The sequence below is a fragment of the Sphingobacterium sp. MAE genome (assembly GCF_056711605.1).
Window position 1 is genome coordinate 1,102,840 of sequence record NZ_CM160044.1, and the last position, 14,547, is coordinate 1,117,386.

The window sequence follows — 14,547 nt, forward strand, 5'->3', positions numbered from 1 at the left end:
TTTATAGAAATTGTAAAATAAGAAAAATAGCAGATGAATTGGGGTGGTAAAATATTTTTAAGTTTAGGTGTATTTATGTTGTGTATCATAAGTGCTGGGATTTATATGGTAAGCCATGATACGGATACATTAGAAGATACGGATTATTATGAGCAGGGTTTAAACTATGATCAAGTTTATAATAAAAAAGAAAATGTGGTTACGCATCGGGCTAAACCTATTGTAAAAATCAGTCAGGATACCTTGTATATTGAATTTGTCCATGCAGCAAATAAAGGAAACTTAATCTTTAAGCGACCTTCTGATAGTAGTATTGATTTACAATTACCCTTTGAGACCAATTCTACCTTATACCAATTACCGATTTCGAGTTTGAAAAAAGGGACTTGGAATTTGGAAATCGTCTGGAAGAGTGGTGGATTGGATTTTTTAACAGATCAACAATTGCATTTGTAAGATGAGCTATCTGTATTTTGCGTTTTTTATGGGTCTATTTGGAAGCATTCATTGCGCTGTCATGTGCGGACCTTTACTTCTTGCGATACAAGGTAGTCAAGAATTGACTTGGAAAATAGCTCTAAATAAACTATTCTATCAAGTTGGAAGAATACTGACTTATGGTATTTTTGGTATCGTACTTGGTCTGGTTGGTAAAATCGCTTCTATCCAAGGATGGCAGATGGGATTGAGTCTTTTTACAGGAATCATATTGCTCATTATAGGGTTGGTTCAATTATTTAAGATTAAAAATGAAGGTTTTATAAAATTACAAATGCGTTTTGTTCAACCAATAGCCAAAATAATGGGAAGGTGGCTCTATAGACCAGGTGGGAGTTTTTTTGCTGGAGTTTTAAATGGAATCTTGCCCTGTGGTATGCTTTACATGGCAGCTGCAGCAGCGATGAATACATCGTCTAGTCTGACAAGTTTTTACTTCATGATCATGTTCGGTTTAGGAACACTTCCCTTGTTATTAGTCTTTTCTTTCTTAGGTAATTTTATTCGAACATATTTTAAAATGAATTTTTCGAAATGGTTACCCTTCCTTTATATTTTGATGGGAATCTGGTTCTTATTACGGGGTGCAAATTTAGATATTCCATATTTAAGTCCATTGCTCCATGTTGATGGAGCAATAAACTGTCATATTACATAGATGTTGCCCAACCGCCACCTAAAGATTTGTATAATTCGACAAAAGAATCCAATTGAGACTGCTTGATCGAAACTAAATTCAATTCAGATGTCAGTGCATTGGATTGGGCTGTTATGACCTCCAGATAGGTTGCATATCCAGATTTAAATAATAAGTTGGCATTTTTCACGGCCAAGTGTGAATTGGCAACTCGGGCTTCGGCTAATACCAATTGTTCTTTTAATTTGGTGAGTGAGGTGAAACTATTGGATACTTCATTTACGGATCTCAAGACAGTTTTTTGTAAATTTATTTCGGCTTTCTCGCGCTCTAATTTTGAGACTTCGTAAGCTGTTTTTAATTTTCTGTTTTTGAAAATCGGCATTGTCACATTTCCTAGTGCCGACCCCAGTAAAGAACCTGGGATATTAAACCAATTTTCAGGTAACATCGAATTTAGTCCCAGTGTACCACCAAGCGTCAATGATGGATATCTCAAAGCTTGATTTATATTCATTTGCGCATTCGCCGCTATCAAGTCTAGCTCTGCTTCTCTAATATCGGGTCTATTACGGATTAAGTCTAACGGTGATCCTAAAGAAATTTTAGATTCATCAATTAAATGTTGTAAGCTTTTTCCACGAGCGATTTTATCGGGCATTTTTCCTGTCAGCTCCAATAACGAATTTTCTTGAATTTGGATCTCCTGTTCCAGCTGTGGTACTAATGAAGCGGCAAGCAGTCGTTGAGACTGAGTTTGCTGAATGGCTAATGATGTGATCTCACCTGCATCAAACTGCAACTGAATCATTCTTAATGTACTGTCATTAAGTTGTACATTTCGAAGAGCTACTTCAATTTGGGCATCCAAAGTCAACAGGTTAAAATAACCTTTTGCGATATTGGCAATCAAGCTTGTTTGTATCGCTTTTTTTGCTTCAGTAGAGCCCAGAAAATTGGCTAATGCCTCTTCTTTTTGAGCGGATATTTTACCCCAGATGTCGATTTCCCAACTTAAGTTCAAAGTGGTTAAGTATTGTGATTGTGTTTTGAAAAGATTATTTTTTGCGTCTTTTCCGTCATAAATTTTAGAGGCAGGTCCTGCATAATAATTCTTGGATCTCCATTCTTGTCCAACACCTGCAAGTGTGGCATCTAATTGTGGAAGATAGCCGGCTTTTGATTGTGACAATTGACGATTGGCGATTTGAATATTTAAAATTGCGCTACGCATATCGTAATTATTGGCTAATCCAGCATCAATAAGCTGAACTAGGCTCGAATCCGTGAAAAAATTGCGCCAATCGACTTGAGCAAGTGTTTCCATACTATCCTGATAAGTGGAGTCAGCACGAAATTGATCAGGAAGTTGATAATTTGGAGCAGTGTAGCGTTGTCCCATTTTACATGATGAAAATAGGACTAAAATAGCTGTAAATAAGAAAATATGACGATTGATATGTTGCATGTATAACAGACTAGTTGGATTTAAAATTATTTTTTAAGCGTTCATCTAAGGTTTTGAAGATGATATAGAGTACAGGGATAATGAAAATCCCGAGTAAAACACCAAACAGCATTCCTCCTGCAGCACCGAAACTGATCGAGTGATTACCTTTTGCGGATGGTCCGGAAGACCACATGAGTGGTATTAAACCAGCGACAAATGCAAAAGAGGTCATCAAGATAGGACGCAAACGTAACTTTGCTCCTGCTACAGCGGAATCATAAATACTTAGTCCTTTGTTTCTTTCCTGAACGGCAAACTCGATTATTAATATGGCATTTTTGGCAAGTAGACCAATTAACATAATAACTCCCACCTGTACATATATATTGTTTTCTAAACCCACGAGTAAAATGGTGGCATAGACGCCGACAAGACCTACTGGTATGGATAATAATACTGCCCAAGGTAAGATATAGCTCTCATATTGTGCTGATAACAGGAAGTACACAAAAACAATACTCATGATGAAGATCAGTATAGTCTGAGAACCCGATTCGGACTCCTCTAAGCTCATACCGGTCCACTCATAACTATAATTTCCAGGAAGCTTTTCTACGGCTAATTTTTCAATTGCTTTCATAGCGTCGCCGGTACTATAACCTTCATTTGGGTTAGCATTGATGGTAATGGCATTATATAAATTGTAACGGGTGATGGTTTCTGGACCTACCACCTTTTTTAAGGTGAGTAAGGTGCTGATAGGAACCATTTCATTGTTTTTATTTCTGACAAAAATTGATTTAAAGGATTCGGGATCTGTTCGGTAATCGTAATCTGCTTGTATGTAAACACGATATTGTCGGCCAAAGCGACTAAAATCTCCTGCTTGTACGCGTCCGTAATATGCACGTATGGTAGACATGAGCGATTTAATGTCCACTCCTAATGACTTGGCTTTAACAGCATCAATATCTACTTCATATTGTGGGAAATTTGCTTTAAAGGAAGTATAGGCACTTTTAACTTCGGGTAGCTGATTGATTTCATTGATGAAGGTATCGGCGATACTACTAAAATCTAAAATTTCTCCACCTAATTTATCTTCTAAAACCAATTGAATACCTGCGAAATCTCCGAAACCTTGAACAGTAGGTCGTGGAAATACGTTAAATGTCGCTTCATTGATTACCGAAAGATCCTGACGTATCGTGTCCATAAAGGCTTCAATATCTTTGATTTTTTCTCGTTTATCATAGCTTTTTAGATTAATATAACCTACGGCATATGCAGGACTTGTACTTCCATCTAAAGCATTGTAACCTGATATGGTCGTCATCCCTGCAATATCTGGATTACGCTTTTGTAGAATGCTATCGGCTTGTTTTAAAACTTCTGTTGTTCTTGCCAATGACGCACCTGGTTGCATCGCCAAAGAATAAGTAACGAAACTATCATCTTCAGTAGGAATAAAACTTTTAGGGGCTAATAATAATAGGGTAAATCCGATCGCCGAAATACCGATCAAACCTGTAATGGCAATCTTCTTATTTCGGATTAAATATTTAACACCAACTATATACCGTGATGTTAAGTTGTCAAATGAGGTGTTAAAGGCTGTAAAGAAACGCTTTTTATAGGCGGTAAATTTATTTTTTTCGGATTGTGCTGACGAATCCTCGTGTTCGGGTGCTTTTAAAATCAAGGCACATAATGCTGGACTTAATGTTAGAGCGGTTAGTGCTGAAATTAAAATGGCTGTTGCCAATGTATAGGCAAATTGTCTATAGAATATACCGGCAGGCCCTTCCATAAAACCGACAGGAATAAATACAGCTGCCATCACTAAGGTAATCGATACGATAGCTCCAGAAATCTCTGACATGGTGGAAAGAGTTGCTTCTCGGGCTTTCATACCAGTCTCATGCATTTTTAGGTGAATCGCTTCGACTACAACAATAGCATCATCAACGACGATACCGATCGAGAGTACCAAGGCAAACATGGTCAGTACGTTGAGCGAGAAGCCAAATAGATTGAGAAAGAAAAAGGTACCTATGAGTGAAACAGGAATGGCGATTGCAGGAATGATCGTCGATCTAAAATCTTGTAGAAAGATAAAGACGATAATAAAGACTAATATAAAGGCTTCAAATAGGGTGTGTTTTACTTGAGATATGGATGCATCAATCTGATCTCTAACCGAGTAGGAAACTTCATATTTAATGCCCTCTGGAAATGTCTTGGATAAATCTTCCAATACTTTACGCACTTCAATATCAATATCATGGGCATTTGATCCAGATGTTTGTGTAATATTTAAAGTCAATCCTGGTTTCCCATTTACTTTATTGTCTGAACCTAGATTGGAGGAACCAAATTCAATACGCGCCAAATCGCGTAAGTATAATACAGAACCATCTTCATTTGTTTTGATGACGATATTTTCAAATTCTTCCGGTTGACTGAAGCGTCCTTTATGTTTGATCACGGTTTCAAATACTTCATCGGATGTTTCTCCAAATTTACCTGGTGCTATTTCAAAGTTCTGATCCTTAATTGCTGTAATGACATCGTCTGGTACAAGATTGAATAAAGCTAGTTTTTCAGGATTCAACCACATGCGCATGGAATAATCACGAGCTCCGACGCGTGAAACTTGGGCGATACCGTCTACACGAAGTAAAGGTCGGATAATATTGATTTGTGAATATGCTTGTAAGAACGTTTCATCAAACATGCTTTCCTTGGAATCTGCGAAGAGATTAATGGTCATGATGACCCCGGATTGTCGAGGCATAACGGTGATACCAGCTTCATTGACTTCTGAGGGAATAGAGCCTATTGCTTTTGATATTCTGGTCTGAACATTAACAGAGGCAATATCTGGATTAATACCGGTTTTGAAAAATACTTGTACCGAACCTGATCCAGAATTACTGGCTGTAGATCGGATGTAGGTCATATCTTCTACACCATTAATAGCTTCTTCTATGGGTAAGAGAACAGACTTCGCTACTGTCTCTGCATTTGCACCAGGATAACTTAATGAAACGACTACGGAGGGTGGGGCTATTTCTGGGAACCGAGATACGGGTAGCATTTTTAATCCCACGGCTCCTAAGACTACTAAGAGCATGGAGACCACGGTAGCCAATACGGGTTTATTAACAAATGTTTTTAGCATTTATAGATCGTTTATTAAAAATTAAGAAAAGTTGATTATTTGGTTTTGTTGATTGGAATGATGGTGGCACCTTCCGATATTTTGTCAAAGCCCGATAGTAAAATCCGATCTCCGACAGTTAAGCCTTCTGAGATAATGTAGTTGGAATTGGATTTTCCTTCAATTTTAACAGATCTGCGGTGAACAATATTGTTGTTATCAACAACATATACAAAGGTTTTATCTTGTAATTCTGATGTGGATACTTGTGGTATTTGAATAACACCTTTTTGTGTTTCTACAAATTTGAGAGTACCAGTACTTCCATTACGTAGGATGTTGTCGGTATTCGGAAATGTTGCACGCAACGAGATTGCACCTGTTGTTCTATTTACTTGCCCGTTGACTGCATCTACTTTACCTTTTCGGCCATAAGATTCGCCATCGGCTAGTAATAGGGAGACTTCAGGGAAAGCAAGTTTTCTAATTTTTCCGCTTTGGGAATAAATAGAATCTTTTACATCTTGTTTTGCTTGTTTTTTACTGAAATATAAGAAATCGGATTCACTCATAGAAAAATAGACATAGACTTCCTGAACATCAGAAAGGACTGTTAAAGATTGGGAATCATTTTTGGTCACTAAATTTCCGACACGTTTTGGTATACGTCCGATATAACCCGATACAGGTGCTTTGATAGTCGTAAATTGTTTATCGATGTCGGCGGAACGTACAGCAGCTGAGGCTTGCTGTAAGGATGCTTTGGCGACATCAAACTCAGATTGGGCAGATTTTAATCGTACTTCTGAAATTACCTCGTTTTCGACTAAAGGGCGAAGGCGCTCCATTTCTAATCTTGCATTTTGTAATTTTGCTTTAGCTACATTTTCTGTAGCAACCATATTATTTAATATTTCATCGTAAGCAGATGCATTTATTTTAAATAATTTTTGACCAGCTTCAACAAAATCGCCCTCATCGACATATATTTCTTCTAAAATTCCTTCTACTTGAGGTCGGATTTCCACATTTACCTTTCCTTCGATAGTACCAATATAATCTTTTATTGTATTCGCAGAACTTGTATCAATTGAGTATATTGGTAGGGCAATAGCATTGTTTTTTTTATCTAATTCTTTAGTACTACCAGAGTTACAGCTAAAAAAGAGTATTCCGGAGGAGGATAGGGCTAGGATAAATAGTGTGAATTTATTCATAAATATTGTATAGTGGTTAATTGTTAATTAACTTTTGACTTTTAAATTATTAGGGTGTGTAACATAAATATTGCCAATGTGGCCACCCTTTTTTGATTTAACATTTGTTAACAAATAGGATACAATGATTTGAATCGTCATTTGTAAGTCCAGTAATCTACTAGTTGTGTAACTAGCGTGTTACAATAGTTAAAACGTTTAAGATGGAATTTTGTTACTTACAAGGTTAAAAATATGCTAATTTTTTTATGGAAAATTTTATTAATCAACTTGAAATTGATTGGAACCAGGTGTGGCAATGGCTGTTAAATTGGTATTGGCTACCTTTATTTATTTTGTATTTTGGTATAATAAGTACGATACTTATCGAAAATAGAAATCCGACAAAAACAATATCGTGGGTTATGGTGATTGTTTTTCTGCCTGGACTGGGTGTGATTCTTTATTATTTATTTGGTCAAAAGTTTAGAAAATTAAAACGGTTACAGCATATCAATCGGGAGCAGAATACCAAATTACTTGCAGCCTGGCAGGAAAACCTAAATAGAATGGATGAGCAGTTGGAGACAATCCATGAAAAAATCGGTACTTTGTCACGGGTATTTGATTATCTGAAAAATCAAAAATTATCATTTTTTTCCTTAAACAATCGCGTTGAACTGTTTATCAATGGGGAAGAGAAGTTTCCAGTTTTATTGAAGAGACTTCGTGAGGCCAAGCATTCTATCCATATGGAATACTATATTTTTGAGTTGGATCATATTGGTACACAGGTATTAGAAATTTTGGAACAAAAAGCGAAGTCAGGGGTTAAAGTCCGTTTGATCTTAGATAGTTTTGGTTCTCCAGATGTCATTAAATATTTACGAAAAAATCCTCCTAGCTATCCATTTGTTGCATTTCTGCCTGTTAATTTTACATCATTAGCAAATAGCAATTATCGTAATCACAGAAAGATCGTGGTGATTGACTGCCACTACGGTTTTGTGGGAGGGATCAATATATCAGATCGCTATATTAATCGTCCAAATCAAAAGGATTATTGGAGGGATACGGCTATGGCGGTGGAAGGAATTGCGGTGAATAATTTACAAATCCAATTTTGGAACAGTTGGAATCAAACGGACGCTGAACCATTTGTGCTGAGCGAAGAGTATTTGAATTTTAATATTGCCCAAATTCCTGAACGGGCTGCCGTTGCTTTTTCATCAAGTGACCCGGGGTCTGTGGGACCTTTTAATATGGAGGCAATTATATTGGCCATTAATGATGCTAAAGAGAGTATTCAACTGTGCACTCCTTATTTTATTCCGAGTGAACAGTTATCTACGGCTTTGGAGATCGCAGTTTCATCAGGTGTAAAAGTGGAATTGATGTTGCCCGAACGATCCGATTCGTATATTGTGCAGCATGCTTCCTTCTCCTTTCTAAAACCTCTCTTACAGCGTGGTGTCCAGGTTTATCTCTATAAGAAAGGCTTTATACATGCTAAATCAATCTGTATTGATGGTCAATTGGCTTTAGTAGGAACCGTAAATCTGGATATGCGAAGTTTTTATATCAATTATGAAATATCGAGTATTGTCTCTGATGATGCTTATTGTAAACGTCTGGAACAGCAATTTGAACTTGATAAGGAGGAGTCAGACTTAGTGACCTTATATATATGGGCGCATCGAAAAAAATGGAAAAGAGGTATCGATTCTTTATGCCGACTTTTGGCTCCTTTGCTCTAGATTAAAAAATGTTAAAAACTAATGATACTTACCATATTTAATTAAAATTGAATATATTTATCTATTCTATTTTAATTACCAATAGTATTAGATGAAGTATATAAAATTATTGACGCTTACGATGGGTGTTTGTGGTGCTCAACAAGTTGTTGCCCAGACGACAGACGCTACAATGCCGATCAATACCATAGTCGAAAGAGTACAAAAGTTATTCCAAGTATTTCCTGTAGAAAAAGTACATCTGCATCTTGACAAACCTTATTATGCTGTAGGAGATACCTTGTGGTTTAACAGTTACTTATCACGCAATCTTGCAGAATATGAACCGAGCAAAATCACCTATGTGGAGGTGCTGAATAGCCGAGATTCATTGATCCAGACCTTGAGAATTCCATTGGACAAAGGAGTGGGGGATGGCTACTTGGTATTAGATCCCCAATATCTTGCTCAAGACAATTATCGCTTCAGGGCTTATACAAAATGGATGGGAAACTTCTCTTCCGATTACTTCTTTAATAAAGTCGTTCCTGTTGGTGATGCTATTAATAAAAAGTTGATAACAGATATCTCCTTTATTAATAACGATCAAAATGCGGCCAAAAGTCAGGCTGTTATTCAGTTCAGAGATCCAGTTGGCAAGCTTTTGATTAATTCGAAAGTCAATTGGTCTTTAATATCGGGTTGGGAAACCATCGCTAACGGAAAGGGTGAAACGGATAATCTGGGTAGAATTACGGTGAACTTGAGTGCCAAGGAGAAGGATATTTTGCAGAAAGCATATTTGGAGGTCTCCCTTCTAGAAAATAAAAATGAAAAGCCATTAAAGAGTACATTTTCATTGAAGAACTCGCTTTGGGATGCTGATGTCCAGTTTTTTCCTGAGGGTGGCGATTTGTTAGCGGGTATTGCTAAAAATGTGGCTTTTAAAGCTGTTTCTTCATCGGGAAAGGGTGTGCCTGTTAAAGGTCGTATTTTGGATGGTAAGGGTAAGCAAGTGGCTGAATTTTCAGATTTTGGGCTGGGAATGGGCTATTTTAGCTTGTTGCCTATGGCCAATGAGAAATATGAGGCTGTAATCACTTTTGCGAATGGTCAAGAGCGTAAGTATAAATTGCCTCCGGTGGTTCAGAATAAAGCCAATGTGGTTTATTTGAAGCAAGATGAAACAAATCTGAATATGGCGATTGTGACAAGTGATGAAGATTTTGCTAAATCGCCTAATCAATCGTACTATGTTTTGGTGCAGTCAAATGGTCACCTCGTATATGCAGCTCAGGCTAATCTAAAAAGTGCGTCAGCTCTTATTGTGATTCCGAAAGAACGTCTCCCTAATGGTATCGCTCAGGTGACTTTGTTAAATACTGCTGGTAAAGTAGTCAGTGAGCGGTTAACTTTTGTGAAGAGCGAAAAGTTTTTAGATATTAATTTAGCGGTTAATAAGGAATTGTTTAAGGCTAAAGAAAAGGTTAATTTGAAGCTTTCGGTCTTAAATAATGGTAAAAAGTTTCCAGGAAGTTATTCGATTTCAGTAATCGATGAGTCTAAGGTTCCTTATGATGATAATCAGGATCTGTCGATTGTGAGTAACTTTTTACTGACTTCGGATTTGAAAGGCTATGTGGAGAATCCAAATTCTTATTTTGATGAGAAAAATGCGAATCGAGATAAAGCATTGGATGCTTTATTAATGACGCAGGGTTTCCGTAGATTTGAATATCAAGATCTGATCGCAGAGAAACTCCCTACGTTATCCTTTATGCCAGAACAAGGAATTGAAATTGGTGGAACTTTACGCTTGAATACAGGGCGGACTGTTCCTAACGGTGGATTGTTGTTGTCCATTCCTTCTCGTAGTATTCGTAAAGATACGTATACGGACGACAAGGGACGTTTCTTGTTTAAGGATCTTGTATTTACTGATTCATCCAAAGTGACGGTTAATGCGCGTGGAAATGATAATTATCGGAGTATGGTGATCAATATGGATCAAACTTACTTTCCGGAAATCGATAAGAATAATGCTTATAAAAATAACTTTGTCATGAATATTGACAAAGCAATTGCTCCTTATTTGGAAAATAGCAAGAAGGAATTTAGAACATCAATCTTATTAGATGAAGTTGCGATTACGGGAGTACAGAAAAAAGTAATTACAAATAGGGACTTTCCCTCTATTTCGGGATTATCTATGCCTGAGCACCGTATCGAGGCTGACCGATTAACCGGTTGTAATGTTTTGACCATGTGTCTGACTACATTATTGACGGGTATAACATACGATTCACAGACTCAAAAGTATTATGTCACTCGAGATTATAACAGCGGTAGTCGGGTTCCTGTTCAATTTTTCTTAAATGGAATGGCGATTGACGAACCGGGATTAAATGGTATTAATGTTATTGATATTGAAGGAATTGAAATTTTCTTGAAAGATGATCTGGGAACAGTTTCAAGAATGTATCAAAATAATGGTGTCGTTTCGATTTATACCAAAAAAGTAGAGAAGAAACCAAGAATGTCTTTATCGGAGATTGAAAAATTGTTACCGAAATCGAATGTGATTGATTTATTCCCATTAGGATATATTAAGGAAAGAAAGTTTTATGTACCTAAATATGAAACAGCAGAAAGCAAAGCTGTTAATGATTTGAGAACAACTATATATTGGAATCCAAAAGTGCAGGTTACAGAAACTGGTGAGGCTGCTTTAGAATTTTATAATGCGGATGGAAATGGTCAATATAAAGTTGTCGTGGAAGGTATGGATGAAACGGGTAATGTGGGTAGAAAAGTGATCCATTACCAAGTCAGACAATAGTAAAAGGGTCTTTCATATATCGTGAAAAGGGAGTGCTTCATTTTAGAAGCACTCCCTTTTTTTATTTAAGAACTTGAATAATTTCACCTTCTTTGGCATCGGCATCTTCACCGACTTTTTTGGTCCGTTCTGTCTGTTCAATCATGACTGCAAATGAGGAGGGTTCGATACCTCCGCCCAGTTTTTGAGCATAAAATTTGGTGAATTCAGCACCGAAATATAAGATTGCTGCTGAATAATAGATCCATAATAACATGACAATGATTGAACCAGCTGCTCCATATAAACTTGCTGTAGAGGATAGAGAAAGGTATAATGATATCAAATATCTTCCCAACATAAATAACAAGCTCGTGAATATTGCGCCACCTAGGATATCCTTAAATTTTACTTTGGCATCCGGGAGGAATGAAAAAATAAAACCGAATAGCGTGACAATGACGACAAAGGTGATCCCGGTATTGACCCAGTCAATTAACGTGATGGGTATAAAAGGTAAGTATTGTATAACTAAATTTGTGACAGCAGCGATCACCCCATTGATCATTAGAGAAGCAATTAATAAGAATCCCAATGCAATGATGATGGAAAATGAGATCAGGCGATTAATGATCAATTTTAGCCATCCTTTTTTAGGTTTAGGTTTTACTTTCCATATCTGATTGATGGAATCTTGTATATCTACAAAAAGTGTCGTTGAACTGATAATAAGTGTTACAACCCCTACTGTGATCCCTATGTTGGATTTATTTTCAAAATTTATTTTTTGAATATAAGATTGAATTTGAAGTGTTACATCTTTTCCAAACAGGACCATAAGTTCATCAAAAACTTCCTTTTGCGCAGATGTTTCTTGGCTGAGATGTTCGCCATAAAAGAAACCGATACACCAGATGACTATGATTAATAACGGACCGATGGAGAAAATGGTGTAGTATGCTAATGAGGCACTTTTTTTCATGCAATTGTCATCCATAAAACCATTAAAGGCGTCATAGACTAATCGTAAAACTTGTTTCCAGTAAGTGTGTGTGAATAGATCTTTAAAGTATACTTCTTTCATATGGTGAGTCGCAGATAAAACAAATTTTTTTTCAGAAAACACCCCCTATTTTTAGATAGGGGGATATTTTGTTTAGCTATTTTCTTGATAGATTTTTTCAATTTTTTCTTCATTCTCTTTCAGAATGATTTTTCTTTTTAAACTGAGTTTTGGTGTTAATTGACCTTCATCAATGGTCCATTCCTTGGCTAGTAGGACGAATTTTTTAATTTTTTCCCAGTGACCAAATTCGGTGGATAATCTTTCTACTTCTTGATTATATTTTTCGATTACTTTTGGATTTTTGATGGTCTCTTCTTTCGAAACGACTGGAATGCCTTTATGTTTCATCCATTTTTCAATTTCTTCAAAAGCGGGTACAATTAATGCGGAAGGAAATTTTCTATTTTCTCCGACGACCATAATCTGGGCAATGAGTGTAGACTCCATAAGTTTTGTTTCAATTGCTTGAGGTGCTACATATTTGCCTCCTGCGGTTTTAAACATTTCCTTTTTGCGGTCGGTGATTTTTAAAAATCCATCTGCTGAAATTTCTCCAATATCTCCAGTTTTGAAAAATCCATTTTCATCAAAGGTTTCTTTGGTTGCTTCATCATTTTTGTAATAACCGGAAGTGATGCTTGGGCCTTTTACCAAAATTTCACCATCTTGAGCTATTTTTACTTCTAGATTTTTTAATGGTTTTCCGACGGTTCCAAATTTAATACCGGTATCGAAGAACGTATTTACAGCGATCACTGGTGATGTCTCTGTCAAGCCATATCCTTCAAGAACTTTGATATCGGCTGCCCAAAAAACTCGTGCAAGTCTTTCTTGTAGTGCTGCGCCTCCGGATACGATTATCTTTATATTTCCTCCAAGAGCTTCTTTCCATTTTGAAAAAATTAATTTTCGAGCGATGGCAAGTTTAAAATTGTACCAAGAACTATTTTTCGTAGGTTCTTGATATTGAAGGCCTAGGTTTAATGCCCACATGAATAGTGATTTTTTTATCCCCGTCAAATCTTTTCCTTTGGCTACGATTTTATCATATACTTTTTCTAATACGCGCGGTACTGTTGTAAAGACATCGGGTTTTACTTCATTGATGTCGACCACGATATTATCTAAAGTTTCACAAAAATAGATTTCTACACCTTTTGCATAATACATATAAACAACCATGCGTTCAAAAATATGACAGAGGGGCAAGAAACTGACCGCTTTTTTGAAATCTGATCTGATCAGATGATAGCAGGCTTGGACATTACTTAAAATATTTTTATGGGATAAATATACACCTTTAGGTTTACCTGTAGTGCCAGATGTATAAATTAATGTGAGTAAGTCATCTTCATGGATGGCATCATGATATGGTTTAAGATCGATGTCTAATTTTGCTCCAATTTGATGGAGAGCTTCTAAGTTTTTTTCGTCACCAGTAGTTTCGAAATTATAGATTGGAATGATTAATTGGTGATCGTTCAATGCTTCGGCAACACGTGTTGCAAGTTCGCTGTTACTTGCAAAGATTAATTTTACTTCTGCATCGTTGACAATATACGATAAGTCTTGTGAGGCTAAAGTTGGGTAAAGTGGAACGAGTGCAATGCCCAATTGGTTACAGGCAAAATCGACGATACTCCATTCTGGACGGTTGCCAGACATCAAGGCTACCCGATCTCCTTTTTGTAAACCTAGATTCAATAATGCCTTGCTTAGGCTATTTACACGATCAATAAATTCACTTGCTAAATATGTTTTCCAATGACCTGTTTTATCGCGACCGGCAATAATGGTTTTATCAGAGTATTCGGATATATAATTGGTGATGAGATCAAAAATTCTATTTTGTCGTGCCATAATAAATTTATAATATGTACTTAATTGGGTTATTACTAAGTATTCAAATACAGTCTAATATATGAAAAATGTTTTGATGTGCATTTTTTTATATTTAAAATTGTTGATAACATTTTAACGTTT

Annotated in this window: 9 protein-coding genes; 4 read left to right on the top strand and 5 right to left on the bottom strand. The window is 36.5% G+C overall.

The window, feature by feature from the left end:
• The first annotated feature begins 33 nt into the window (after positions 1-33).
• Positions 34-456 (top strand): FixH family protein, encoded by a 423-nt coding sequence (locus AC06G9_RS04675; RefSeq protein WP_045753284.1) that lies wholly within the window; start codon positions 34-36, stop codon positions 454-456.
• 1 nt (position 457) lies between these two features.
• On the top strand, positions 458-1,156 hold the full coding sequence (locus AC06G9_RS04680; protein WP_094772868.1) for a sulfite exporter TauE/SafE family protein: 699 nt from the start codon (positions 458-460) through the stop codon (positions 1,154-1,156).
• On the opposite strand, the gene AC06G9_RS04685 is transcribed toward AC06G9_RS04680, so the two are convergent.
• Genes AC06G9_RS04685 through AC06G9_RS04695 form a run of 3 tightly spaced genes read right to left on the bottom strand, consistent with a single transcriptional unit; the run spans position 1,149 to position 6,965 of the window.
• Positions 1,149-2,603: a TolC family protein gene (locus AC06G9_RS04685; RefSeq protein ID WP_480957606.1), complete on the bottom strand. Its 1,455-nt coding sequence runs from the start codon at positions 2,601-2,603 to the stop codon at positions 1,149-1,151. The two genes, AC06G9_RS04680 and AC06G9_RS04685, sit on opposite strands and share 8 nt — an antisense overlap.
• A 10-nt stretch (positions 2,604-2,613) precedes the next feature.
• Complete coding sequence (locus tag AC06G9_RS04690) at positions 2,614-5,769, bottom strand: efflux RND transporter permease subunit (RefSeq protein WP_346576243.1); 3,156 nt, start codon at positions 5,767-5,769, stop codon at positions 2,614-2,616.
• A gap of 35 nt (positions 5,770-5,804) precedes the next feature.
• Positions 5,805-6,965 carry an efflux RND transporter periplasmic adaptor subunit gene (locus AC06G9_RS04695; RefSeq protein ID WP_293923946.1) on the bottom strand — a complete coding sequence of 387 codons (1,161 nt, stop codon included), beginning with the start codon at positions 6,963-6,965 and terminating at the stop codon, positions 5,805-5,807.
• A gap of 248 nt (positions 6,966-7,213) precedes the next feature.
• Here AC06G9_RS04695 and cls point away from each other — a divergent pair, with 248 nt between their 5' ends.
• Both cls and AC06G9_RS04705 read left to right on the top strand, forming a co-directional pair.
• Entirely contained in the window at positions 7,214-8,701 is a 1,488-nt protein-coding gene (cls, locus tag AC06G9_RS04700) for a cardiolipin synthase (protein WP_094772865.1), read from the top strand.
• 91 nt (positions 8,702-8,792) lie between these two features.
• The gene (locus AC06G9_RS04705) at positions 8,793-11,519 is read left to right on the top strand and encodes a carboxypeptidase-like regulatory domain-containing protein (protein ID WP_480957607.1); all 2,727 of its coding nucleotides are present in this window, start codon (positions 8,793-8,795) and stop codon (positions 11,517-11,519) included.
• A 61-nt stretch (positions 11,520-11,580) separates the two neighbouring features.
• On the opposite strand, the gene AC06G9_RS04710 is transcribed toward AC06G9_RS04705, so the two are convergent.
• The gene (locus tag AC06G9_RS04710) at positions 11,581-12,582 is read right to left on the bottom strand and encodes a YihY/virulence factor BrkB family protein (protein ID WP_045753291.1); all 1,002 of its coding nucleotides are present in this window, start codon (positions 12,580-12,582) and stop codon (positions 11,581-11,583) included.
• A 72-nt stretch (positions 12,583-12,654) separates the two neighbouring features.
• A complete protein-coding gene (locus AC06G9_RS04715) occupies positions 12,655-14,424 on the bottom strand; it encodes an AMP-dependent synthetase/ligase (RefSeq protein WP_045753292.1) in 1,770 nt (589 codons plus the stop codon).
• Positions 14,425-14,547 lie beyond the last annotated feature (123 nt).